The sequence below is a fragment of the Avibacterium volantium genome, from assembly GCF_900635775.1.
GTDB classification, from domain to species: domain Bacteria; phylum Pseudomonadota; class Gammaproteobacteria; order Enterobacterales; family Pasteurellaceae; genus Avibacterium; species Avibacterium volantium.
This window is the reverse complement of record NZ_LR134167.1, coordinates 1,417,784-1,442,367: the sequence shown is the minus strand read 5'-3', so window position 1 is coordinate 1,442,367 and position 24,584 is coordinate 1,417,784. Positions and strand designations below refer to the sequence as shown.

General features: G+C 41.1%; 22 protein-coding genes, 1 other RNA gene and 1 pseudogene. 8 read left to right on the top strand and 16 right to left on the bottom strand.

The features are described 5' to 3' along the window. Nucleotides 1–58: 58 nt before the first annotated feature. From ELZ61_RS06990 to ELZ61_RS06960, 7 genes are all read right to left on the bottom strand, one after another. Nucleotides 59–826: an ABC transporter permease gene (locus tag ELZ61_RS06990; protein WP_197717453.1), complete on the bottom strand. Its 768-nt coding sequence runs from the start codon at nucleotides 824–826 to the stop codon at nucleotides 59–61. Beyond that, a complete protein-coding gene (locus ELZ61_RS06985; protein WP_126372452.1) occupies nucleotides 826–1,743 on the bottom strand; it encodes an ABC transporter ATP-binding protein in 918 nt (305 codons plus the stop codon). Before ELZ61_RS06985 ends, ELZ61_RS06990 begins: the two co-directional genes overlap by 1 nt. 99 nt (nucleotides 1,744–1,842) lie before the next feature. Continuing rightward, a complete protein-coding gene (locus ELZ61_RS06980) occupies nucleotides 1,843–2,379 on the bottom strand; it encodes an elongation factor P hydroxylase (protein ID WP_126372450.1) in 537 nt (178 codons plus the stop codon). 331 nt (nucleotides 2,380–2,710) lie between these two features. Continuing rightward, the gene (htpX, locus tag ELZ61_RS06975; RefSeq protein ID WP_126372448.1) at nucleotides 2,711–3,577 is read right to left on the bottom strand and encodes a protease HtpX; all 867 of its coding nucleotides are present in this window, start codon (nucleotides 3,575–3,577) and stop codon (nucleotides 2,711–2,713) included. A gap of 99 nt (nucleotides 3,578–3,676) precedes the next feature. After that, nucleotides 3,677–4,741, bottom strand: coding sequence for a DNA polymerase IV (gene dinB / locus ELZ61_RS06970; RefSeq protein WP_126372446.1), 1,065 nt, complete (start codon nucleotides 4,739–4,741; stop codon nucleotides 3,677–3,679). A gap of 127 nt (nucleotides 4,742–4,868) precedes the next feature. Continuing rightward, nucleotides 4,869–6,179 carry an NCS2 family permease gene (locus tag ELZ61_RS06965; protein WP_126372444.1) on the bottom strand — a complete coding sequence of 437 codons (1,311 nt, stop codon included), beginning with the start codon at nucleotides 6,177–6,179 and terminating at the stop codon, nucleotides 4,869–4,871. Nucleotides 6,180–6,389: 210 nt separating this feature from the next. Further along, on the bottom strand, nucleotides 6,390–7,364 hold the full coding sequence (locus ELZ61_RS06960; protein ID WP_126372441.1) for an oxidoreductase: 975 nt from the start codon (nucleotides 7,362–7,364) through the stop codon (nucleotides 6,390–6,392). A 73-nt stretch (nucleotides 7,365–7,437) separates the two neighbouring features. Between ELZ61_RS06960 and ybaK the strand changes: the two genes are divergently transcribed. Next, nucleotides 7,438–7,920 (top strand): Cys-tRNA(Pro) deacylase, encoded by a 483-nt coding sequence (gene ybaK / locus ELZ61_RS06955; RefSeq protein ID WP_126372439.1) that lies wholly within the window; start codon nucleotides 7,438–7,440, stop codon nucleotides 7,918–7,920. Nucleotides 7,921–8,011: 91 nt separating this feature from the next. On the opposite strand, the gene fabA is transcribed toward ybaK, so the two are convergent. Beyond that, complete coding sequence (fabA, locus tag ELZ61_RS06950) at nucleotides 8,012–8,545, bottom strand: bifunctional 3-hydroxydecanoyl-ACP dehydratase/trans-2-decenoyl-ACP isomerase (protein ID WP_126372437.1); 534 nt, start codon at nucleotides 8,543–8,545, stop codon at nucleotides 8,012–8,014. Between the two features lie 827 nt (nucleotides 8,546–9,372). Between fabA and ELZ61_RS10795 the strand changes: the two are divergent. Beyond that, nucleotides 9,373–9,614, top strand: a pseudogene (locus ELZ61_RS10795) (IS3 family transposase); the annotation flags it as partial. 63 nt (nucleotides 9,615–9,677) lie between these two features. Here ELZ61_RS10795 and ELZ61_RS06940 read toward each other — a convergent pair. Then, a complete protein-coding gene (locus tag ELZ61_RS06940; protein ID WP_126372435.1) occupies nucleotides 9,678–12,974 on the bottom strand; it encodes a YadA-like family protein in 3,297 nt (1,098 codons plus the stop codon). A gap of 175 nt (nucleotides 12,975–13,149) precedes the next feature. Between ELZ61_RS06940 and ELZ61_RS06935 the strand changes: the two genes are divergently transcribed. Beyond that, nucleotides 13,150–13,803: an IS1595 family transposase gene (locus tag ELZ61_RS06935; RefSeq protein ID WP_021724593.1), complete on the top strand. Its 654-nt coding sequence runs from the start codon at nucleotides 13,150–13,152 to the stop codon at nucleotides 13,801–13,803. 129 nt (nucleotides 13,804–13,932) lie between these two features. Here ELZ61_RS06935 and ELZ61_RS06930 read toward each other — a convergent pair whose 3' ends face one another. After that, nucleotides 13,933–15,705, bottom strand: coding sequence for an AAA family ATPase (locus tag ELZ61_RS06930; protein WP_126372433.1), 1,773 nt, complete (start codon nucleotides 15,703–15,705; stop codon nucleotides 13,933–13,935). Between the two features lie 135 nt (nucleotides 15,706–15,840). Here ELZ61_RS06930 and ELZ61_RS06925 point away from each other — a divergent pair, with 135 nt between their 5' ends. The 3 genes from ELZ61_RS06925 to matP all read left to right on the top strand — a co-directional run bounded on the left by ELZ61_RS06925 (nucleotide 15,841) and on the right by matP (nucleotide 17,039). Next, nucleotides 15,841–16,119 (top strand): type II toxin-antitoxin system RelE/ParE family toxin, encoded by a 279-nt coding sequence (locus ELZ61_RS06925; protein WP_126372430.1) that lies wholly within the window; start codon nucleotides 15,841–15,843, stop codon nucleotides 16,117–16,119. A gap of 17 nt (nucleotides 16,120–16,136) precedes the next feature. Then, nucleotides 16,137–16,433, top strand: coding sequence for a HigA family addiction module antitoxin (locus ELZ61_RS06920; protein ID WP_103852818.1), 297 nt, complete (start codon nucleotides 16,137–16,139; stop codon nucleotides 16,431–16,433). A gap of 156 nt (nucleotides 16,434–16,589) precedes the next feature. Continuing rightward, nucleotides 16,590–17,039, top strand: a complete 450-nt coding sequence (gene matP / locus ELZ61_RS06915; RefSeq protein ID WP_126372428.1) for a macrodomain Ter protein MatP — start codon at nucleotides 16,590–16,592, stop codon at nucleotides 17,037–17,039. A 62-nt stretch (nucleotides 17,040–17,101) separates the two neighbouring features. Here the strand turns inward: matP and rnpB are convergent. Continuing rightward, nucleotides 17,102–17,492: RNase P RNA component class A (rnpB, locus tag ELZ61_RS06910), an RNA gene on the bottom strand. 121 nt (nucleotides 17,493–17,613) lie between these two features. Between rnpB and ELZ61_RS06905 the strand changes: the two genes are divergently transcribed. Beyond that, nucleotides 17,614–18,549, top strand: a complete 936-nt coding sequence (locus ELZ61_RS06905; protein ID WP_126372426.1) for a KpsF/GutQ family sugar isomerase — start codon at nucleotides 17,614–17,616, stop codon at nucleotides 18,547–18,549. Between the two features lie 4 nt (nucleotides 18,550–18,553). Continuing rightward, nucleotides 18,554–19,102 carry a KdsC family phosphatase gene (locus ELZ61_RS06900; protein ID WP_115249597.1) on the top strand — a complete coding sequence of 183 codons (549 nt, stop codon included), beginning with the start codon at nucleotides 18,554–18,556 and terminating at the stop codon, nucleotides 19,100–19,102. A gap of 37 nt (nucleotides 19,103–19,139) precedes the next feature. On the opposite strand, the gene cdd is transcribed toward ELZ61_RS06900, so the two are convergent. The 5 genes from cdd to pyrD all read right to left on the bottom strand — a co-directional run bounded on the left by cdd (nucleotide 19,140) and on the right by pyrD (nucleotide 24,580). Then, nucleotides 19,140–20,051 (bottom strand): cytidine deaminase, encoded by a 912-nt coding sequence (gene cdd / locus ELZ61_RS06895; RefSeq protein ID WP_126372424.1) that lies wholly within the window; start codon nucleotides 20,049–20,051, stop codon nucleotides 19,140–19,142. A gap of 177 nt (nucleotides 20,052–20,228) precedes the next feature. After that, the gene (gene tyrA, locus ELZ61_RS06890) at nucleotides 20,229–21,353 is read right to left on the bottom strand and encodes a bifunctional chorismate mutase/prephenate dehydrogenase (protein ID WP_126372422.1); all 1,125 of its coding nucleotides are present in this window, start codon (nucleotides 21,351–21,353) and stop codon (nucleotides 20,229–20,231) included. Between the two features lie 38 nt (nucleotides 21,354–21,391). Further along, nucleotides 21,392–22,459 (bottom strand): 3-deoxy-7-phosphoheptulonate synthase, encoded by a 1,068-nt coding sequence (locus tag ELZ61_RS06885; RefSeq protein WP_126372420.1) that lies wholly within the window; start codon nucleotides 22,457–22,459, stop codon nucleotides 21,392–21,394. Nucleotides 22,460–22,563: 104 nt separating this feature from the next. After that, nucleotides 22,564–23,400 carry an RNase RNM gene (rnm, locus tag ELZ61_RS06880; protein ID WP_126372418.1) on the bottom strand — a complete coding sequence of 279 codons (837 nt, stop codon included), beginning with the start codon at nucleotides 23,398–23,400 and terminating at the stop codon, nucleotides 22,564–22,566. 163 nt (nucleotides 23,401–23,563) lie between these two features. Next, on the bottom strand, nucleotides 23,564–24,580 hold the full coding sequence (gene pyrD, locus ELZ61_RS06875; protein WP_126373619.1) for a quinone-dependent dihydroorotate dehydrogenase: 1,017 nt from the start codon (nucleotides 24,578–24,580) through the stop codon (nucleotides 23,564–23,566). Nucleotides 24,581–24,584 lie beyond the last annotated feature (4 nt).

Sequence of the window (24,584 nt, the reverse complement as noted above, 5' to 3'; positions counted from 1 at the left end):
CGGTATTAAATACCGCATTTTTTATAAAAACGTAGTAATTCTTACCGCACTTTTCTTCTTAACTCCTTAACCCAACCCCACGGCTAATCAGATAATAGGCGATGCCGTAAAGTGCGGTGATAAAAATGCCTAAAACGCTGAAGGTGTAAACAAGGCTGACATCTTGAATGCCGAGAAAACCGTAGCGGAAGCCGCTGATCATATAAACAATGGGGTTAAATTTTGACACGACTTGCCAGAAAGGTGGCAGTAAGGAAATGGAATAAAATACGCCGCCGAGATAGGTTAATGGTGTTAAAACAAAAGTGGGAATAATGCTGATGTCATCAAAAGAGCGCGCGAAAACCGCATTGATCAAGCCCCCGAGCGCAAAACTGGCGGTGGTGAGTAATAAGGTGGCAAGAATTACTGTCCAAGAATAAATCTGTAATGGCACGAAAAATAACGAAACCAAGGTAACCAAAATCCCGACACTTAAGCCACGCGCCATTCCGCCAGCCATATAGCCTAAAATAATAATGTGCGGTGAAGTTGGCGAAATTAGCAGTTCTTCTACGTTACGGGCAAATTTTGTGCTGTAAAAAGATGACGCCACATTGGCGAAAGAATGAGTTAAGGCAGACATCATAATCAGCCCCGGCACGATAAATTGCATATAGCTAAAGCCGTGCATTTCGCCAATACGATTGCCAATCAGCTGGCCAAAAATCACAAAATATAAGGTCATTGTGATCACCGGCGGCACAAGGGTTTGCACCCAAATTCGGGTAAAACGGCGTACTTCTTTCACAAAAATAGTTTGAAAGGCAACCCAAGCTAAACTCATTATTGCACTCCTTTATTCAATGCCATTGAAACAAATAATTCTTCTAAACGGTTGGCTTTATTACGCATACTCAACACTTGCACGCCTTGTTGCGTCAGTTGTGAAAATAGCTGATTTAAACCCTGCTCTCTTTTCACTTCCACTTCAAGCGTATTGTTATCTAGCCAAGTGACGTTGTAACCCATTATTTCAGGCTTAACCGCTTGTGGTGCTAAATCAAAAATAAAGGTTTCTGTTTCCAGTTTGGCTAATAAGGCTTTCATCGGCATATTTACCACCAAACGCCCTTGCTGAATAATGCCGATATGACGGCAAAGCATTTCCGCTTCTTCTAAATAATGGGTGGTGAGAATAATGGTTGTGCCTTGCTCATTGAGTTCGCGTAAAAATTCCCACATCGTACGGCGTAATTCAATGTCCACGCCCGCTGTAGGTTCATCGAGAATGAGCAGTTTAGGGTGATGCATTAAGGCTCGTGCAATCATCAAACGGCGTTTCATTCCCCCTGAAAGTTGGCGTGATTGCTGATGGCGTTTATCCCATAAATCGAGCTTTTTCAGCCACACTTCCGCGCGCACTAAAGCCTCTTTGCGTGGAATGCCATAATAACCGGCTTGATTGGTGAGAATATCAATCACGCGCTCAAATTGGTTAAAATTAAACTCTTGCGGCACTAAACCGATATTCTGTTTTAGCTGGCTTGGATTGCTATCCAAATCCGCACCAAACACTTTCACATCGCCTGATGTTTTATTCACCAAAGAACAAATAATCCCAATGGTGGTGGATTTTCCCGCCCCATTATGCCCAAGCAGCGCATAAAAATCCCCTGCTTCAACACTCAGATCAATGCCGTGCAAGGCTTTGACCCCGTTTTTATATTCTTTGGTTAATCCTTTGATTTCTAATGCTAACATTCAATGTTCCGTTAAATTTATTAAAATTTTGCACCGCACTTTTTAAATCATAAGTAAACAAGGTGCGGTGCAAATTTTGCTGATTTTTGACTTAAATTTTTAAATTTTACTCACGTCAAATAAATCCAAATTAATGCCATCTGGTGTGCCGTAAAATTTAGCAAGGGCTTGGCGTAAGGTTTCTGCGCGTTTTGGTAACCCTTTCGCGGCATAGCTTTTCACTTGTTCATAAACGGCTTGCTTGAAAGGCTGAGTATCACCAGGGTTGCCGTTAAGATTATCACTGCTCGCAATATAGCGAAATCCTGCCGCGGTGGCTAAAATCCATTCTAACGCTTGTGGCTTAACTTCCACTTGTTCAAACTCACGCTGACGTTGTTCAGAACGTCCGTCAGGTTCATACCAATAACCAAAATCTTCTAATTGTCGCCGCTCTTTGCCTGCAATCAACCAGTGCGAAATCTCGTGCAAGGCGCTGCTGTAAAAGCCTCGTGCAAAATAAATGGTATTGTAAGGGCAATCTTCATTCGCTGGCACATAAAGCGGCTCATCGCCCCCTTTAACCAATTTGGTATTATATTCTTGCTCAAAGCATTGATTAAAAATGGCAATAATATCTTCTAAACGATGTTCCATCACAACTCCAAAAAACAATAAGGCACAAAATCTGTGCCTGAAAATTTGAAAGCGCCCTATTTTAACATTTATGGCGGTTTAGCTACATTAATTATTTTAAAAGGCGGACACATCGGTCCGCCCCTAAACTAGGATAAACCAGTAATGGTAAGGTAGGATGGGCTTTAGCCCATTGTTTAACGCATTCCCACTGATGGGCTAAAGCCCATCCTACGGAGATTCCTTGGGGGAAAAGTGCGGGGAAAATTTGGGGATTTTTTACCGCTCTTTTGTGATTATGGTTTGATGATTTGTGTAGGGGCAGACCTATGTGTCTGCCCGAAAAAAGCGTTTATTTTAAACTATCGCTTTGTTGCAACGCTTCAATACGCTTTTCCAATGGCGGGTGGCTTAAAAATAAAGAGGCTAAACCGCCTGTTCTGCCGTTAATACCGAAAGCCGCAAATTGCCCTTCCATTTGTTGTGGTTCGTGAAGTTGTTGTAAGCGGCGTAATGCTGCGATCATTTTTTGTTTGCCGACTAAATGGGCTGAACCTGCGTCCGCACGGTACTCACGATAACGTGAGAACCACATTGCGATCATACTCGCCAAGAAACCGAACACCACTTCTAGCACCATTGAAACTAAGAAATAAATTCCGCTGCTGCTTTCGCCGTTGTCGTTGCGATTGCTCGCCACCACGTTGGCAATAAGGCGAGAAATAAAAATCACGAAGGTATTTAACACGCCTTGTAGCAACGTCATTGTAACCATATCGCCATTTTGAATATGGCTAATTTCGTGTGCTAGCACCGCTTCGGCTTCATCTTTTGTCATTGCGTTGAGCAATCCTGTACTCACGGCAACCAGAGAATTGCTTTTACTTGCGCCAGTGGCGAAGGCATTGACGTCCGCAGAATGATAAATCGCCACCGTTGGCATTGGAATATTAGCTTCACGCGCTTGCGTAGCCACAGTGTTTAATAACCAGCGCTCTTGCTCTGTGCGCGGCTGTTCGATCACTTGTCCATTGACCGATTTTAATGCCATTGTTTTGGATAAAAATAAGGAAATCAACGAGCCACTGAAACCGAACAGTGCCGCCATAACAAGCAATCCACTGGCATCTTGTGCGCGGATTCCTGTTAGGCTCAAAATAATATTAAAGACAATTAGCACCGCCATATTGGTGGCTAAAAAAAGTAAAATTCGCATCATAAAAAGTTCCTCGCTATGAGTATGTAGTTGATTATCCAATAAATGATTAAAGGAATAACCAATATAATTATAAATTTTGTAATTTCAAGATTTAACAGATCAGTTTTCCCATAAACTCATCTGTTTTTCTTCTTGTTGCTCGGGTAAATTAACCTGTAAGCCGATTAATCGAATGGATTTATCTTGACGGCGCTGCCAAATTTGCGCCAATAAGGCACGGAAACTTTCTTGCGAAAAATCCACCGCACTTTTTTCTAACGTGGTGATTTGGAAATCATCGAATTTTAACTTCACGCCAATTTTGCGTAATTTTTGCAAAGGCAAATCAGGGCAAGCACGTTGCACACGGCGCACTAATTGATCATAAAGCTGATTTAGCACGGCCTCACCTTGTTCAAGTACGGTGATATTTTTCAATAAAGTGGTTTCCACCCCTACGGATTTACGCAGCCGCTCGGGCTGCACTTCCCTTTCGTCAATGCCGTGGCTAAAATTCCAAATACGCTGTCCGCTCTTGCCGAGTTGATTGAGCAATAAATGCTGTTCAAATTGTTGTACATCGGCACAGGTTTTTAAGCCCATTTCCAATAAGCGTTGTGTGGTCACTTTCCCCACACCGGGAATGGCACTGAGCGGCAGGTTTCGTACGAATTCGTCCACATCATCTGGTTCAATTACAAATTGCCCATTCGGCTTATTTTTATCAGAAGCGATTTTGGCCAGAAATTTTAACGGTGCAACGCCAGCAGACGCAGTAAGCTGAGTTTCAGCAAAAATGGTTTGACGGATTTCTTGTGCGATCCAAGTGGCTGAACCCGAGCATTGCTGACAATCTGTAACATCTAAATAGGCTTCATCTAAAGATAAGGGTTCAACTAAATGGGTATAGCGATGAAATATTTGCTGAATTTGTTGCGATACCTGTTTATACAACGGCATATTCACAGGCAATAAAATCAAATTGGGGCAACGTTTCAGGGCTTGCGCCGTTGGCATTGCACTATGTAAACCAAATTTTCTAGCTTCATAATTGCAAGTGCTTAACACGCCACGTTGCTCAGATGAACCGCCCACCGCCACAGGTTTGCCTTTGAGATGCGGTTTATCGCGCAACTCAATAGAAGCATAAAAGCAATCCATATCAATATGAATGATTTTTCGCATAAGCAATATGAGAGAAAAATAAAGTGCGGTGGAAAATTGGCGATATTTTACCTGTTTTTAAGGCAAATCGAAAATAACAAAAGTGCGGTAAAAAATTAGGGCGAATTTTCGCCCTAATTAAAGAGAGTTAGCCAACCCAAACGAATTTGGCAATAAAGAGTAAGGATACCACCCAAACTGGTGCATTGACTTCTTTCCAGCGTCCTGTGCAAACTTTCATCACACAGTAGCTAATAAAGCCAAAGGCAATACCTTCCGTAATGGAATAAGTGAACGGCATCATTGCTGCGGTGATAAAGGCAGGTGTAGCTTCGGTTAAGTCTTCCCATTGAACACGAATTAAGCTTGAAGCCATTAAAATCCCCACATAAACCAAGGCGCCTGCGGTGGCATAAGGTGGCACAACGCTCGCTAATGGCGAGAAGAAAATAGTTAATAAGAACAACACGCCAACTACAACTGCCGTCATTCCCGTGCGTCCGCCCACGGAAACACCAGCACCACTTTCAATGTAAGTACTGATTGCAGAGGTGCCGATATAGGATCCCGCCACAGCGCTCACACTATCCACATAAAGGGCTTGTTTCATTTTCGGGAAACGTCCTTTCTCATCGCTGATCCCGGCTTTGTCTGTTACGCCCAGCAAGGTACCTGAAGAATCAAATAAATTCACCAATAAGAAAGAGAAAATAATGCCGAGCAAGGCGGTATCTAACGCGCCCATAATATCCACTTTGCCCACCACTGGCGCAAGGCTTGGTGGCATAGAAATCACCCCGTGAAACACCACGCTGTCATCAAATAACAACGCAAGGGTGGTCACCACCGCGATTGAAATCAATACGCCAGAATAAATTTTGCGCGCGGCAAGCACCACAATAATGAAAAAGCCTAAAATCCCCATTAACACTTGCGGATTATGCAACTCACCCAGCGCCACTAAGGTTGCAGGATTTGCCACCACTAAGCCCATATTTTTAAAGCCAATGAGCGAGATAAAAAATCCAATCCCTGCCCCAATGCCAACGCGTAAACTCAAAGGAATGGACGCCATTAACCAATAGCGAATTTGGAATAACGTTAGCACGAATAAGCCCACTGATCCCCAGAAAATTGTACCCATTCCCACTTCCCAAGAATAGCCCAATTTTCCCACCACCACATAGGCGAAAAAGGCGTTCAACCCCATCGCAGGCGCAAGGGCAATAGGCAAATTACTGAACAAGCCCATCGCGATCGTACCAAATGCTGCGATCAAACAGGTGGTTACAAACACCACTTGCTTATCCATTCCCGCATCACCAAGCACTGAAGGATTAACAAAAACAATATAAACCATCGTAAAAAAGGTGGTAATCCCTGCGATGATTTCTGTTTTTGCCGTGGTATTTTTTTGATTTAATTTAAAAAGTTTTTGTAGAAAAGACTGATTTTCCATTTTTTAATCCAGATTAGTTGATAAAAAAGATGAAAAACGCAACTTAAAGAAGGGTGTTTTTCCTGCCAATTCTAGCAGAAAGCAAACGATTTCGCGATAGGTTTTTTAAAGAAATGGCTGTAATTTATATAAAATTAGTATGAATAAAGTGCGGTAGAAAAAACGCAAATTTTTTCACCGTACTCTCTTTTTGAACTCTTTAAAAGCAAATCAATAACCCGATTGATACACCAATTCGGCTAATTTCACTGCCATTAAGGCGAGGTTAAAGCGTTGTTCGTCTGCCACTGACCAAAATTCGATGCCATTTTCTACCGCACTTTCTCGCTGATTAAGATTGCTGATATGCAGTTTGACTTCACTTTCACCGTTTTCATTTTCGCCATTAATTACAGGGGTAATTTGGGTTTCTGGGTAGTATTCAATCAAGCTATTTTGTTGCCACATTTCTGCTACGGCTTCACTGGCCACATCATAATCAAAAAAGGCGCTGACTTGCTGGGCAAGGCCGTAAAATACAGGAACTTGAATTTGGTGGAATACTACATTATCAAGCTGTGGGAAAATTTTCTGCACTTGCGCGCTCAAATTCGCACTTTTTACAGGGAAAACATCAAAGGCTAGGCGCTGAACATTTTCATCTAAAGGAATACCATTTAATAGTTGTGCGGTTTGCCCTGCAAGTTGCGCCACTTTTTCATCGCCCATATAAGAAGCTGGCAGAAGCGAGCTGACAACCACTTGTTTTAATGGATAATTTTGCAAAATTTCACTCAATGGCAGAATACTTTGGGTTACTTGCGGATTAGGTAAAGAAACAATGTTACGTTGTCGCAACTCCACTAATTGTGCGTCATTAACCGTTGGGATCACCAATGGTACATCAGGCAAGCTGGCACAAAGCCCAAATAAATCAATCACCACGCAACCTGCTTCTGCGGCTTTCGCTAAATGGCTGGCAGCGGACACTTCGCCTGCGAAAAACACATAATTGAAGGTTGCCCAATCCACTTCATCTGGCACAATTTGTGCGACCGCTTTATTATTAAAACGAATGCCTTGTTCTTCATTAAATGGAAAAATTTCCACTACGGATAGCTGATCAATTTCCAGCTGGCTTTGTTCTAAACATTCAGCCAGTTTTTCGGCTAATTCAAATTCTGCGGCAATGGCGATCTTTAACATTTTTTCTCCCTTGATTTTAATAATCAGCGTAAAATAAGCGTTATATTTTACCGAATTCTGACAGGAAAAGAAAATGACACCAGCCATTGATTTATTAAAAAAACATAAAATCCCTTTTATTTTGCATAGTTATGACCACGATCCAAACAATACCCATTTTGGCGATGAAGCTGCAGAAAAATTAGGCATTCCGCCTGAGCAATCGTTCAAAACTTTACTTGTGGCGGAAAATGGCGATCAGAAAAAGCTCGCCTGCTTTGTGCTTCCTACGGCAAATATGCTGAATTTAAAGAAAGCGGCAAAAGCCATTGGCGTGAAGAAAGTGGAAATGGCGGACAAAGATGCAGCACAAAAAAGCTCGGGTTATTTAGTGGGGGGAATTAGCCCTTTAGGACAAAAAAGAAAACTGAAAACGGTGATTGCGCAATCTGCCTTAAATTTTTCACAAATTTATGTTTCTGGCGGTAAACGCGGTTTGAGTGTGGAACTCACATCGCAAGATTTAGCTGATGTATTGCAAGCCAGTTTTGCGGATATAGTGGACGATACTGAATAAACAATCAAAATAAAAAAGGCTCAAGCGCAAAAGGGTAACGCCTGAGCCAATAAGGGAATTGGTTCCAATTAATCTTACAAAAATATCATCATTAAAATGCTGAAGTATCTTGGAATAAGCCGACTTTAAGATCGTTGGCGGTATAAATTATGCGCCCGTCCACTTCAACTTCACCGTCTGCTAAGCCCATAACTAATTTGCGGTTTACCACACGTTTCATATTAATGCGGTAAATCACTTTTTTCGCTGTTGGCAAAATTTGCCCAGTGAATTTCACTTCGCCAACACCTAAGGCTCTGCCCTTTCCTTTGCCGCCGATCCAGCCAAGATAGAAACCGACAAGTTGCCACATCGCATCTAGCCCTAAACACCCCGGCATAACAGGATCGCCAATAAAATGGCAACCAAAGAAAGGAAGATCAGGGCGAATATCTAATTCCGCTTCAATATAACCTTTCTCAAAATCGCCACCTGTTTCATTCATTTCCACAATGCGATCCATCATCAACATTGTTGGTGCGGGGAGCTGTGGGCCTTGTTCGCCAAATAATTCACCACGTCCTGATGCCAATAAATCCTCATAGCTGTAGCTACTTTTTTTATTTGGTGTACAACTGTCCATCATTTTTGTTTCCTTCTATGTATAAAAATACGCAACGTATCAATTTATTCCGCATAATATCAGGATTAGAAGAAAATAGATATAGCTAACACTTGTTCGCTCAACTTGTCCGATCAGTGAGTAAATTATTTAATTTTGAGAAATAAAAAAGGCGAACATCGCTGCTCGCCTAAATAAAATATAGAAAAATCCTACCGCACTTTTAAGATGAGCAAAGTTTGCCGCAAAATGCGGTGCAAAAATTTAACTTTTTCGCCCCAATAACCAATTGATCTGCACCCCAAAAGTTGGACTAAACAACCAAGTGAGTAAGGTGCAGATTTTTTATGCCTAAATATCCCCAACATTTCAAACAACAAGTACTCGACTTTTATCTTCAAAATAAAAAAAACGTTCGCTTACTCGCTGGTATTTTCAGCTTACCAAAAGAACATTAACGCGCTAGATTGTCAAATTTAATCATAATAAAATCAATGAATTAAGCATGTTAAGTAAAAAACGATATTATTCTGTTGGCTTAAATTAAAGGTCATTCGAGCTATCAAAAAGGACAGTATTCCACTGAGGCCCAGAACCGAAGAGGAACACTTTCGTTACCGAATTTTGAAATGAGATGTGGAGAATGCAATTCTAAAAGAGTTGCAAGAACTCAACCAACAAAAATATAGGAAAAGCTGTCATCTAAAATGCCCTACGTCTGCGTTTCCTATTGGAAATGTTACTTGGGCTAATAGGATTGACACGCATATCATATCAAGTCAAAGGTCGATAAAAATGTAGAGATTTCACAGTAAGTAAAGACGATTTATCGCAAAATAGCGAAAATTAAAGACATTATCGCTTACGATGGGTCGAGAGGTCCGAATTTTGAGCAGATAATCAGAATGATGCCACAGGCAATGAAACGATTAGATAAGCAAAACCGATACTTCACTCCGACCAAGGATGACAGTAGTAAATGATTGTCTATTGGGAGATATTGAAAAAACACGATTTTAAGCAAAATGAGCGTATTCAAGTGAAGCTAAAAGGACTAAGCCCTGTGGAATACAGAACTCAGTCCTTGAATTAAAATATAGTCTAACTTTTTGAAGTCAGATCACTTATACAGAACTTTATCTTTAATAAACGAAATTTACCACTCATACCCCACACTGAAAGCACCACCTACATCACCGCGTGTACTTGTTGTGCCACTTAAACGAACTCCAATTTTTCCATTATCCGAGCGTGTTGAGACTCCCACGGCAATAGCATTTTCACCACCATAATGACCTACACCGACAGCAATATTAGAACGACCAGGTCGACTAGTTTGCACTAGTCCTGCTACAGCTAATGCTCCAGCTACACCGGCATTGGCTTTACGCTCAACTCGATCAATACGATTTGAAAGGCGGTTTAATTGTCTCATATTTACAGCATCCATATCAGCTACCCCATCAGCTACATTAGTGACGCGCTGATTACCAGCATTGATACCTTTTTTAGTTATACTTGGACCGCTTCCTCCATCAATAAATACCCCTTGCTGATTCACTATGGTATTGCCAACTTTCAAACCATATTTAGTTACTTCAGTATCACCGACTTTAAGCCCCTCCCTTGTTAAATGAGCATTACCGACGTTAACCCCCTTAGTATCTATGAATGTATTTCCTGTAGTTACACTGTTTAATTTCACATCTTTATTTAATTTGACCTTAATATCATTAATTAATTGCTCAGTAGTAATATTTTCATCTCCTGTCACTCTGATTACAGATTGCCCTGAGTTATTACCCTTATCACCTTTTGGACCTTGATCGCCCTTTTCACCCTGATTACCTTTTGGACCTTTCAATGAGGTTTCAGTATCGACCCACTCACCAGCTTGTTTTTTATAGACTTGCCCTGTAACAGTGTCAACATAACTATCACCATCGCGACCTGTGGTGCTTTCTGGTTTATTTTTACCAGTCAATATCGCTGAGCCTGCATCACCTTTCTCTCCTTGGTCACCTTTTAGACCTTGATCGCCTTTTTCACCCTGCTCACCTTTCAAGCCTTGATCACCTTTTGGTCCCTGTGAACCAGTCATCCCTCTCTCTCCTTGCGGTCCCTTAAGAGATGTTCCAGTATCTATCCATTCATTGTTTTGTTTTTTATAAACTCTACCACTATTTGAATCAAGATAGGTATCACCATCTTTTCCTACGCTATTATCAGGATCTGTCAGGCCACTAAACATAGAATTGCCATCTTTTCCATTAACTGCAGTACCAATTGCGTCAATAGCTTTTTTAAGTTGCCACAAATTCACTGCATCTGTATCTTCAACCCCAGCAGCAACATGAGTAATTTGACGATATTTCCCCTCTTTCCCTACAGAAATCACACCAATAGGACGATAATCAGTTTCAGCACTTCTATCTCCTCCAATTGGTGCAAGATATTTATTTTCTTGATAAAAAGATGAATCAAATATGCGTGATGCCAATGAATTCGCACCTAAAGCAACACTTTCAGCAATACTCACAACCGCATTATAACCAAGTGCGGTAGAAAAATTCGCAGAATTGTCCGCTATAGCTTTAGGTCCAATAGCAATACTATTTACTCCCTTAGCACCTAAATTGTCAAAGTTAGAATCTGCTCCTGACTCATCACTTTTTACACTAAAATAATGCGATTGAGCAGTTTTTAATTGAGCAACATTGACTGCATCAGTATCTTCTAAACCTGCTGCCACTCCGGTGATTTGACGTAATTTCAAATTTTCAGGATCAGAAGTATCACCAATGCTTAAGGCCCCTAATGTGCTGATATATGGTTTAACATCAACCCCTTCAGATTGTTTTTGGTTAATATACTCAGCAATTTTTTCTTTATTTTTTATTTCTACTTCACTGTTATATGCCAGCGCATTTAAATTATCAATTCGTTGTTGGATAGCACCTAGATATTTTTCTTTAGTTTGCGAATCACCACCCAAATCCTCAGATTCAATCCTTTGATAGAGCTTCTGCAATTCATCTACGGTAGTTGACTCATCTTGCCAAGATACACCATTCCACGCATTTTTAATCTCTTTCATTAAAGAATTCAAATAAGCATCACTAAGAGGATCGATTAAATCAATTTTATCTGTAGAGATGGATTTATAAGATAATATTTCTAGGTCAGAGAGTGATCGAACATTTGGAATATAGCCTAATACACCACCTTCACGCTCTGCTAAAGAATAAGCACCTGCGGCAATAGAATAATTAGCTTTAGCTCCATTATTATAATAATTATCACTTATCTTATTTCTGTCATTAGCAGAGAAATAATGAGTTTGTACAGCTTTGAGCTGGGCAATATTGGCTGCATCAGTGTCTTTTGTCCCACCCGCAACATTAATAATTTGCCGATTATAAGAAGAGTTTACGCCCTCCCCTTCTAAATATTTATCTTCTTTAGAAGGTAAGCTTTGAAGCCATCGCAGTGCTTGATATGCTTCTTTCATCTTAACAGGATCCGCTTCTTCACCTTGGGCATCAAGCTCCTCAAAAAACTCTGCATAAGCGTTAAGCAACTCATCATAGTTCTCAATATCTTCTCTGTTAATCCGCTCACCAATTCCTACTTCACTTGGTGAAAGGCTATAAAAAGGTAACAGCCCCTGAGCTTCTAATTGATTTCGTAGTGCAAACTCCTCATCCAATGCTAAATCAATTTTTTTCATATCTAACTTTTTATTCTCTATCGCCCACTCCATTAAGAAACCATCACGAATAGTTGGAAATCCCGCATTAGGACGTGGGGGCTCAGCGTTATAACCATATTCATCTATATTTCCATAACCTGGATCACTGGTAGCAAGGGGCTGCAGAGTAGGGTTAGAATAAATTTTATTTGGAGATGATGGAGCGGAATTTACTCCGTCGGAAAAAGAATAGCCTTTATAACCATCTACAGATACTTCATGACTATAATAATCAGTTAATATATTCTTAATATAATTAATCTCATCTTCTATCATATTTTCGCGATTACCTTGATGAGAGATACCTTGAGTAGCTAGCTTCTTGTTATCTTGAGTATAAAATTGCATCTTATCTTGACGCATCTTTGTATCTACTGTCATCAAAATACTACGAAATAATTGTCTCTCAAAAACATTCAAATCATCAAATTTAGGGCGATTAAGAGTAAAATTAGGTTTGTTTGGAATATATCCCACTTTACTTGGATCACGATATGCCGCAACGCTTAGCTCTTCATCTCCCACTCTAGGCATGGTTACCTCTCCAACTATCGCGTTAATATCAGTAGAAATAAACATCATGCCGATACATAACAAACTATTACTCAATGTACGAGCCTTTCCTTTATTTCGCGCAAGTTCAGAAACGACAACAAACTGCTGAGTTACTACGCTATAGATAATTTTATAGATGCTGTTCATTTTATCCTTTCCTTTTAAAAGTTAACACATATTACATGGCCAATTTATAAGCTGACTATAATTGATAGAATTATACTCTTCTTTCGCAGTAAAAAACTAATAAATCAGGCCAATTAGTTTAATTAGTATAATATTTGGGGCTGTAGTAGATTAGCGACAATGCTATACTACAAAAATGAAGATAACATATTGTAAATTAAAGAAATCTATACAGAAAAAACTGCTTGAGTTTTTTGTCGCAGAAGTTACTGCAAGAACAGCAGCAAATTTGCTAGATATTCAACCGAATACAGCCGCTTTGTTCTACCATAAAATCAGGCTTGTGATTGGCTATCATTTATCCCTTGAAGTTAACGAGATTTTTGAGGGGGAAATTGAACTAGACGAAAGCTATTTTGGTGGTCATCGAAAGGGAAAACGAGGACGAGGAGCGGCTGGAAAAGTTGCTGTTTTTGGGTTACTAAAACGACAAGGAAAGGTATTTACTGTTGTGGTTGAAAACACCAAGAGTGAAACATTACTCCCTGTTATTAAAAGAAAAATTAAGCCTGATAGCTGGGTTTATACGGACACTTATCGCAGTTATGATGCGCTTGATGTGAGTGAATTTCACCACGAACGAATCAATCATTCCGAGCTATTTGCGGTGAAACAAAATCATATTAATGGCATTGAAAATTTTTGGAATCAGGCGAAGCGGATACTGCGAAAATATAATGGAATTAACCGAAAAAACTTTCCTTTATTCTTGAAGGAATGTGAATTTCGGTTTAACTTTGGGACACCAAAAGAGCAGTTAAAAATATTGCGAAAATGGTGTGAAATTTAGGGCTAATCTACTACAGCCCCTAATATTTTATGAACCTCCCTCTCCGAGGGAGGTTCTATGTTGACTTGCCTACCTCGTTACAGCAAACAGGTTAAAAAAAATAACGTGCGGCGAGATTTTTAAAAGTTTTTATCGTTTTAAGCTGAGTTTATTGAGTAGATCATACCAAAAACCGCTTTTTTGTTGTTCCGAATGGGCGTTTAAACGTTGGCTGATCAGCTCGCTCAATGGCTGATTTTGTTCGTTGTAAGTGCTATCTTCCTCAACTAACAAATGGCGTTTAAACAGAATTTCACAGGCTTGGAAAACATCATCTACTGCCCAAATGGAAAATTGCTGATTTTTCACCGCACTTATCACAGCTTCAGATAAACTCAGCTGATTTAACACCGTAGAAGGCACAATCACCCCCTGCTTGCCCGTTAACCCCCGTTTTTCACAAATAGCAAAGAAGCCTTCAATTTTTTGATTTACACCGCCCACGGAATGCACCAACCCAAATTGGTCGATTGCCCCAGTAATAGCAATGGATTGCGGCAAGGGCAGCAAGGAAAGCGCACTGGCCAGCACGCAAAAACACGCAAGCGATGCGCTATCGCCATCAATTTCGCTATAAGATTGCTCGAAAACAATAGACGCAGAAAACGGCAGTTGAGTGGGCAAATCTAAAATATTCGCTAAACACACTTCAGCAATCATTGTGCCTTTGCTATGAATATTACCTGCCAGCTCATTTTTGCGCTCGACATCAATCACTTCCCCTTCGCCAAGCTGAACAATACAGCTAATCCGTGAAGGTTCACCAAAGGAAACTGGGCTGCCTGGGTATTCGATCACTGAAAGCCCATTAATTTGCCCCACCGCTTCGCCTTGAGTTGCCACATAAATTTGTTCGTGCAGAATATCCGCATAGGTTTGTTGTTGCAAAAAGCCATGCTGTTGCTGTTTGGCTTGAAAATATTGCTCAAATTGCACCGCACTTAATTCATTGCATTGCACCAATGTGCGCGTGTTGCTCAATATCTCTTTTAACTTTAACGGCGAAATATTAATGCAATGGCGATCTTCGCTTTCTCGCACCAAAAGCTGATAGAGTCGATTTATTCCGTCCGCCGTGAGCTGAATACCCAGCTGTTTCGCATAAGATTGCACATAACCTTGCCATTGTTGCTGCGCTTGCTCGTTATCAAGGGAAAAATAGCTTTCAATTTCGCCATAATCCGCCAGCTGATAAAGGCTTTCGTCCAATTCTTCTAATAACGCCAGTTGCGTGCGATCGCCCAATAAAATCACTTTTAATGCCAGATCGTAACTGGGAATATCACAAGGCAGCGGTTTATAAGGATGTAAAGATTGCCAATGGAAATGCTGTTCACTCAAAAGCTGTTTTAAGCGTTCCCACAAGCCCACCTGCGTTAATAAAGGCTCAACACTTAAAATCAGCACGCCACCGTTTAACTGATGCACCAAGCCACTTTGCAGCTCAATCTGTTGGCCGTTTGAACGGAGATTACCAAATAATCGTTGCTGATCATAATAGATCGCACTCGCCACTTGTTTTTTCGCGGCAAAATTATCTTCCACGCTGGTCGCATTTTGCAGGGTGATTTTAGGCAATGTTTGCTCAGAACCTTGTTCAATATGATAATGCACACCTTGCAAAGGCAAAGCTTGTGGCTGGAACTGGCTGATAAATTTTTCCAGCAGCACCGCATATTCCCCTTGCTGATCGGCTTTTAGCACCAATAAAGTGCGGTCAGAATTTTGCAAAAATTGCGAAACGCTCCCGCGAGCGCGCGATTGTAGGTCAAAAAAATCAATAGATTGCGAAAAATCTGCTTGCCCTGCTAACTCAGGACGCAAATTCTGCCAAGATAAAACTTGATTAAATAACGCAGGCAAAGTATGTGGCTCTCTTTGGGTAATGGTTGAAAAGGTGGATTATCGCATAATGGGATTATTTTGTATATTTATGCCTTGCATTTAATAACGTGATCCGTTATCATTATGTAGTATTAACGAAAGGCGTTATTATTTATGATTACCCATTTTTCCTGTAAAGAAACCCAAGCATTTTTTGAAGGTAAACGAATACGGCGTTTTATCCCATTTGAAAAAGTCGCAATGCGAAAACTTCAACAACTCAATGCGGCAACAGAGCTTAACTTTTTAAAAATTCCTCCTGGAAATCATTTAGAACAGCTTTCTGGTGATCGAAAAGGGCAATACAGCATTCGAATTAACGATCAGTGGCGGATTTGTTTTACTTGGTTAAATGGACACGCTGCTGATGTTGAAATTGTGGATTACCACTAAATTAAGGATAACTGATTATGATTAGAGAAATTCCTCTCTCCCACCCCGGCGAGATTTTATTAGAAGATTGGCTAAAACCACTTGGTATTAGCCAATACGCACTGGCAAAAGCGATTTCTGTTCCACCTCGCAGAATTAATGAAATTGTCAAAGGAAAACGTTCCATTACCCCCGATACCGCATTACGTTTGGCAACATTCTTTGGCACAGATGCACAAAGCTGGCTTAATATGCAATCACATTATGACACAGAACAAACTCGTTCAATCATTAACGAAGATTTAAGCCATATTATCCCTTATCAATTTGCTTAAAAAAGTGTGGTGAAATTCCACCGCACTTCATAAATATCGCAAAAAAATATTGCGGTTAGACGAATTTATCACCCAAAACAAAATTTACTAGCGAAAAAAATCGGAACAGCGTAAACTTATACAGAGTTACCCCGTAACGGAGTTTGAGGAAATACGATGAAATACCAAAAGCTAGAAAATCAAGAAGCACACTGGAAATGGCTCTATTTAACCAAAAAAGCCCGTGAAGGGGAGCAAATTACGCGTTATGAAGAGCGCAGTTTACAGCAAGAAATGGTGCGCCGTTTAATTACCGCGCAAAATAATGCGGCGGAAACGGAAGAATGGGTGAAAACTCATCTTTCGCCTAATTTAGTGGTGAAATTAGACCAAGCGATTCGTGCGCGGCGTAAGCGTTTTTTCAATGCGGAAAAGCAAACCACCAAGAAAAAATCGATTGATTTGGAATATTCTGTTTGGTTGCGCTTATCAAGATATGCTAAGAAAATGAAAATGACTCTGTCTGAAACCATCACCTATATGATTGATGAGCGAGAAAGCAAAGCCGCTTATGAGCATCAAATGTCTGCAATGAAAGAAGGGTTAAAAGATTTATTGAAAAAATAGACCGCACTTTTGCGATAACTTTTGTGAGAAAAATAAGCCTCCAAAAATGGAGGCTATTTTATTCGTTGAGTTAGTCGATAAGCCGGGTTCTGTCGTTGAACAATCATTCATCTAGGCGTTTGTTCACACAAACGCTCAAGCAACCTACCCGAACTCTGAGCGGGCCACCCATTGAGTTCCTATTTGGTCTTGCTACGAGTGGAGTTTACCCTGCTGTGAAATGTTACCACTCACACGGTGCGCTCTTACCGCACCCTTTCACCCTTACCTGATCTCAAACGAGCCATCGGCGGTCTGCTCTCTGCTGCACTTGTCGTAGGCTTTCGCCTCCCAGACGTTATCTGGCACTCTGCCCTATGTAGCCCGGACTTTCCTCTCGTCTATTTGTCCCACTAGGTCGTTTATACAAACGGTTTAGGGCTTCAATAAACCAGCGATTGTTTGGCTAACTCAGGGCGAGAGTATAACGGAATATCAAAAAAATGCAAGAAAACTCAGATAAAATGACTGCTAGAGTTCGCAAAAAACTTACGCTAAAATAACCGCACTTTTGCTGAATATAAAAGGGGCAACAATGGATTATCTCAAAATCGCACAAGACACCCTTGAGGTGGAACAAAAAGCCTTGCTACAACTAAGCCATCGTTTAGATGAGCAATTCAACCAAGTGGTGGATCTCATTTTGAACTGTGAAGGTCGCCTTGTGGTTGGCGGCATTGGGAAATCAGGATTAATCGGCAAAAAAATGGTTGCCACCTTTGCTTCCACCGGCACACCAAGTTTTTTCCTGCACCCAACGGAAGCCTTTCACGGTGATTTAGGAATGCTCAAGCCCATTGATATTGTGATGTTGATTTCCTACAGCGGTGAAACCGATGATGTGAATAAACTGATCCCGAGCTTAAAGAATTTTGGCAATAAAATCATTGCCTTAACCAGCAATAAGCAATCTACCCTTGCAAAACACGCCGACTATGTGCTGGATATTACGGTGGAACGAGAAGTTTGCCCGAATAACCTTGCGCCCACCACTTCGGCACTGGTTACCCTTGCATTGAGCGATGCCCTTGCCGTTGCACTCATCACTGCAAGAAATTTCCAACCTGAGGATTTTGCAAAATATCATCCGGGTGGAAGTCTAGGCAAACGCTTGTTATCCCGCGTGAAAGATCAAATGCAAACCAAATTGCCAATCGCACAGCTCACCACGTCATTTACCGATTGCTTAACTATTATGAATGAAGGCCGTATGGGCGTGGCGATTGTAATGCAAAACAATGAATTAAAAGGCATTATCACCGATGGTGATATTCGCCGAACACTCACTCGCAATGGTGCTGACGCGCTAAGCAAAACCGCGCAAGAATTAATGACTTCTCAACCTAAAACCATCAACGCAAATTGCTATTTAGCGGAAGCGGAAAACTTTATGAAAGAAAACAAAATTCATTCATTAATCGTGTTAGATGACGCTAAAAACGTGGTAGGTTTAATTGAATTTTCGAGTTAATACTATGATTTCAAACGAACAATTACAAAATATCAAACTCGTGATCACCGATGTGGACGGTGTACTCACAGACGGTTTACTCCACTATGATGCCAACGGCGAAGCGTTCAAAAGTTTCCACGTTCGTGATGGATTGGGCATTCGTATGTTAATGGAAAATGGCGTGCAAGTTGCCGTGCTTTCAGGGCGAGATTCCCCTATTTTACGCAAGCGCATTGCCGATCTTGGGATTAAACTGTTCTTTTTAGGCAAATTAGAAAAAGAAAGCGCCTGCTTTGAATTAATGAAACAAGCTGGTGTAAGCCCTGAAGAAACCGCATTTATCGGCGATGATAGCGTGGATCTGCCTGCTTTTGCGGTGTGCGGATTATCCTTTGCCGTCGGCGATGCGATGGATTATGTACAAGATTGTGCCGACTATGTGCTACAACGCCACGGCGGACAAGGCGCATTTCGTGAAATGTCCGATATGATTATGCGCGCGCAAGGCAAAAGTGATGCTTTTGCCACCGCACAAGGTTTCCTTAAAACCGTAGAAAATATGGCGCAGTAAAACAAAAAACGGTCTGAATTAGACCGTTTTTCTATCGCTAAGGCAGCAAAATATATTCCAATTTTACTTCCCCTAAATAAGCCAATAATTCTTCTGCCATTTTTTGATAAGAAAGGGTTAAAGGCTGTTCAACCATCACTACACGCTGAATATTTTCCACCTCATTGCCACTTAATAATAAATAATTTAATGCCACTTGTAAGGCAGGCAAGGTTGGGTTGAATGCCGCATTTTCAGCATAGCGACCAGAAAAAATTTGTTGATCTTGAAGCTGAATGGCAACGCCCGAATAGCTTTGCGAATAAGGCGCGTGAGCTTGATTAGCCGCATTTAGCGCTGCCAAAATAACGGAATCTTCTGTGCGATAATTTAAACCATTATGGCGTTCATCAAATAAGCGGCAGGTAATATCCAAGTCTTTTGGACCAAAAGAATCTGGCAAATATTTGTGCAGCAAATTATTCTGGCTATGCGGCAAATGAATATGCAAGGTTTCCGCACTATTTAATTCATTCATAAACTGACGACAATGTCCGCACGGGGTATAGTTTACCGTTACGTCAGTCAATTTCCGTTCGCCACGCATCCACGCGTGAGAAATCGCACTTTGTTCCGCGTGAATAGTTTGCTGAATATTGGTGGCACAAAACTCTTGGTTTGCCCCGAAATAAAGACTGCCGCTTTCCCCGGTTACCACCGCCCCTACGCTAAAATGAGAAATCGTAGGATTGGCATAACTTGCACTAATCGGCAATAAAAGTAGGGCGAGGTTTTTGGCGCTTAATTGATATTTTTCGCAAAGATGATTCACCACAAACTGCGGTAAAAAGCCTTGGAAATGCTGTTCAGCGAGAATATGCCATAAATCTTGGGCGAGTTGTTGATTTTCTAATAACCCCAATGATTGCTGAATGCGATCTGAAATGTGTTGCTGAAGATGATTTTTCATACTACTTTCTCCTTTCAAGCTAAAACTCTCGCTATCATAGTGCAGAATAGAGGAAAAATCTTAAAGAAAAGTTAATTTTGTGAGCTTAATCAAATATTTATTCAGATTTAAAGTGCGGTAAAAAATTTTCAAATTTTCCACCGCACTGATAAAAACAAGCCTTTCACTTGTTCTTCACTAATGTTCGCGATAATCATTCGCCTGTTGCAAAAGCTGGCGGCTTTCTTTTAAGAATTGTTCAGAATAATCGCCAAACCAATCGCGTACTTGCTCGAAAGTTTCGATAAAACCTTGTTTATCGCCTTGCTCAAAGAATTTCAGGCTTTCTTCATAGCTTTGTTTTAAGCTTTCGATCACTTCAAGGTTTTCTGGTTTATCCATAATAATATCCGCGTATAATGCGCCGTCTTGGGCGAATAGGCGTCCGATCATAGCGAGTTCTAAGCGGTAAATTGGCGAAGATAAGGCTAACAGTTTCGCCAATTCCACAGGTTGTTTGGATAAATGCAACCCGTTGGCAAAGGTGGCAAAGTGGCGTAAGGCTTGAATGTAAGTCATACTTTGATCGTGTTCGGCGGCGTCCACTTGATAAATTTTCGCCCCCCAAATGCTGATTTGATCTAATAACCATTGATAGCGTTCAGGATAACGCCCATCACAACGCACTACCACTTGTTTTGCCATACTTGCAATATCTGGCCCGAACATTGGGTGCAAGCCCACCACTGCGCCTTGATGCACATCCAGCATTTTTGCAAGCGGGGCTTTTTTCACCGAGGTGAGATCGGTGAGCAACATATTTTCAGTTAAATAAGGTGCAAGACGTTCAATGGTTTCCACCGTGTTTACGATAGGTACGGACACAATAACTACATCTGCACCCGATAAAATCTGTGCGGCGTTGTCCCAATCGTTTCGCCCTAAACTTTCTACTTGATAACCTGAAAGTTGCAGATAACGTGCGAATAATCCGCCTAGCTTACCTTTTCCGCCCACAATCACAATTTTTTTGATGTTAGGATTAACGGTTTTAAATCCGAATTGATTTTCTCTGGTGTAGGATTCACGCATTAAACGGCGTAATACATCTTCGATTAAATCAGGCGGTACGCCAAGTTTTTCGGCTTCTTGCCGTCTAGCTTGTAGCATTTCTGCTTCACGATTTGGCACATAAATAGGTAAGCCGTGTTGATGTTTGATTTCCCCCACTTTTTTTACCAATGCCAAGCGCTTTGCAACTAATTGCAATAATTCTTGATCCAGTGTATCAATTTCTGTACGCAGTTCTTTTAGGGCGTCCACGTTATTGTCCTTATTTCTTTACAGTTTGATGATTTTTGTCAATTATTTTTGCTCAATGCTTGTGCCATTTGACGTAATAATTGCTCGCTGGTATCCCAATCAATGCAAGCGTCTGTAATTGACACACCATATTGCATTTCGCTTACTGGCTGCTCAGCACTTTGGTTGCCCGCATTGATATGGCTTTCTAACATCACGCCAATAATAGATTGGTTGCCATTAGCGATTTGCTGTGTAACATCTTCTGCCACAATCGGCTGGCGGCGGTAATCTTTATTCGAGTTGCCATGGCTACAATCCACCATAATGGCGGGTTCTAAGCCTGCTTTTTGTAATTCTTGTTCTGCTTGTTGAATAAATTCCGCTTGGTAATTTGGCGCTTTTCCACCACGCAAAATAATATGTCCGTTTGGATTGCCTGCGGTGTTGAGCAAATTCACCTGCCCTTGCTGGTTGATGCCTATAAAGCTATGTCCCATTGCAGACGCTTTCATCGCATTAATTGCAGTGGCAATGCTACCGTCCGTACCATTCTTAAACCCCACTGCCATTGATAAGCCTGACGCCAGTTCACGGTGAGTTTGCGATTCCGTGGTTCTTGCGCCAATGGCTGACCAGCTGAATAAATCTGCCATATATTGTGGCGTGATTGGATCAAGTGCTTCGGTGGCAAGTGGCAAACCCATTTCCGCCAGCTCTAACAAAAGTTCACGCGCAATGTGCAAACCGTGTTCTACATCGAAACTGCCATCAATTTTCGGATCGTTAATTAAGCCTTTCCAACCCACGGTGGTACGCGGTTTCTCAAAATATACACGCATAACGATGTACAGCTCGTCTTTTAGTTCATCAGATAAAGCTTTCAAGCGTTTTGCGTAATCTAACGCAGAAAGGGGATCGTGAATCGAACAAGGGCCGATCACCACTAATAGACGGTTATCTTTTTTATGAATGATATTGGCAATATCAGCGCGTGATTGCTCAATTTGATGACGCAAATGTTGCGGTAAAGGCAATTTTTCTTTTAGTTCACTTGGTGTGATTAACACTTTTTCATTAACAATATTTACATTATGAATACTGTCTTTGTGATTTACATTGTTCATTTTTCTTTCCTACTCAAAATTAAAGTGTAAATTTTTATATACAATTAATGTAACGTATAAATTACACTTAAACCAAAGCAAATTCAACTTGTTTTACAAGGAATTTACAAAATAGTGCGAAATTTCTGCCAAACAGGTGGCACATTTTCTGGTAATTCAAGCGAACGTCCTAGTTCAATCCAACCACAAGGAAAATGAAAATCCGATCCAACAGAGCCAAGTAAACCTTGTTCAAGCGCCCAACGTGCGAGCAATAAGCGTTGATCTTTGGTTTGTCCGCAGCCAGAAACTTCAATGGCATCACCACCACTTTGGGCAAAATCCACAATCAGTTTTTTGAGCCATTTGGTGGTTAAGGTATAGCGCAATGGGTGCGCTAACACCGCCACGCCGCCTGCCTGGTGAATAATGTCAATCGCGCTAGGAATATCTACCCATTCCGCTTTTACATAGGCAGACTTACCTTGCCCTAGATAACGTTTGAAAGCCTGATTAATATTAGAAACTTTGCCGATTTCCACTAAATAGCGCGCATAGTGCGCTCGGGTAACTTCCCCTTGGGTGAATTTTTTCGCTCCATCAAAAGCATTTTCAACCCCTAACTTCGCTAATTTCTCACCAATTTTCACCGCTCTTTCTAAGCGTTTTTCTGCTTGCTGCTGCAAAAGTGCGGTCATTTTTGGGTGAGTTTTATCAAAATCTAACCCCACAATATGAATGGCACGATTTTCCCATTGGGTGGAAATTTCCACTCCATTAATCAGCGTGATCCCTAATAAATCTGCCTGCGCTTGTGCTTCATCTAAGCCTGCCACGCTGTCGTGATCGGTTAAAGCCAGCACGGAAACTTGATTATCATAAGCGCGCTGCACCACCTCTTTAGGGCTTAATACCCCGTCTGATGCGCTACTATGGCAATGTAAATCATAAATTTTTTGCATTTTTGTTCCTAAATAAAATGAAAAAGTGCGGTCATTTTTTTGTGATTTTCCGCCTTAAAAAATAAAAAATAAAGGCGGACATTCGCCCGCCCTGTTATATCTTATAAGTGTATTTATTGTTATTTCAAATGGTTATTTGAAAGTCTTTCGCCAACATCAGCAATCAACAATGTTTAACCAATTCCTTAATTAACGCTGGCCCTTGATAAATCAGCCCAGAATACACTTGCAGAAGCTCTGCACCTGCTGCGATTTTTTCTTGCGCGCTGGCAACGCTATCTATGCCGCCGCTGCCTATAATTGGGATTTGGTCGTTTAATTCTTGATGTAATCGAGCGATGATTTGCGTGCTTTTTTGTTGCAACGGCTTACCGCTTAGACCACCGATTTCTGTCGCATTTTTTAAGCCTTGTACATTGTCACGTGCAATGGTGGTATTGGTGGCGATCACACCATCAATCTTGTTACGTCGTAACGTATCGGCAATTTGTACCAATTCGGCTTCCGTTAAATCTGGTGCAATTTTCACTGCAATCGGCACATATTTATTATATTGGCTTGCCAAGATTTGCTGGCGCGCCTTAATGCTTTGCAACAAATCTTCTAACGCATCACCATATTGCAACTGGCGTAAATCTGGCGTGTTGGGCGAGGAAATATTTACTGTAATATAATCCGCATAATTATAGGCTTTATTCAAACAATAAAGATAATCTTCTTTGCCCCGTTCAATGGGAGTGATTTTGTTTTTACCAATGTTTATGCCGATTACGCCGTCAAAGCGTGCTTTCTTGACATTTTCAATCACATAATCAATGCCCTGATTATTAAAGCCATTGCGATTAATAATGCCTTCCGCTTCAATTAGACGAAACTGGCGTGGTTTTGGATTGCCCTCTTGCCCAAGCGGTGTTACTGTTCCCACTTCAATAAAGCCAAATCCCAGTGCGCCAAAGCCGTCAATGGCTTCGGCATTTTTATCCGCCCCTGCGGCCAAGCCAACGGGATTTTTAAACTTCACACCCATTACTGTTCTTTCCTGCCCTTGCGGACAAGCTAACAAGGCTTTTATTAGGGTAACAAAAGGCGGTTTGCCAGCCAGTTTTAATAGCTGAATAGTTAAATTGTGGGCATTTTCAGCGTCAAGGCTGAAAAGCGCTTTTCGGATTAAAGGATACATATTC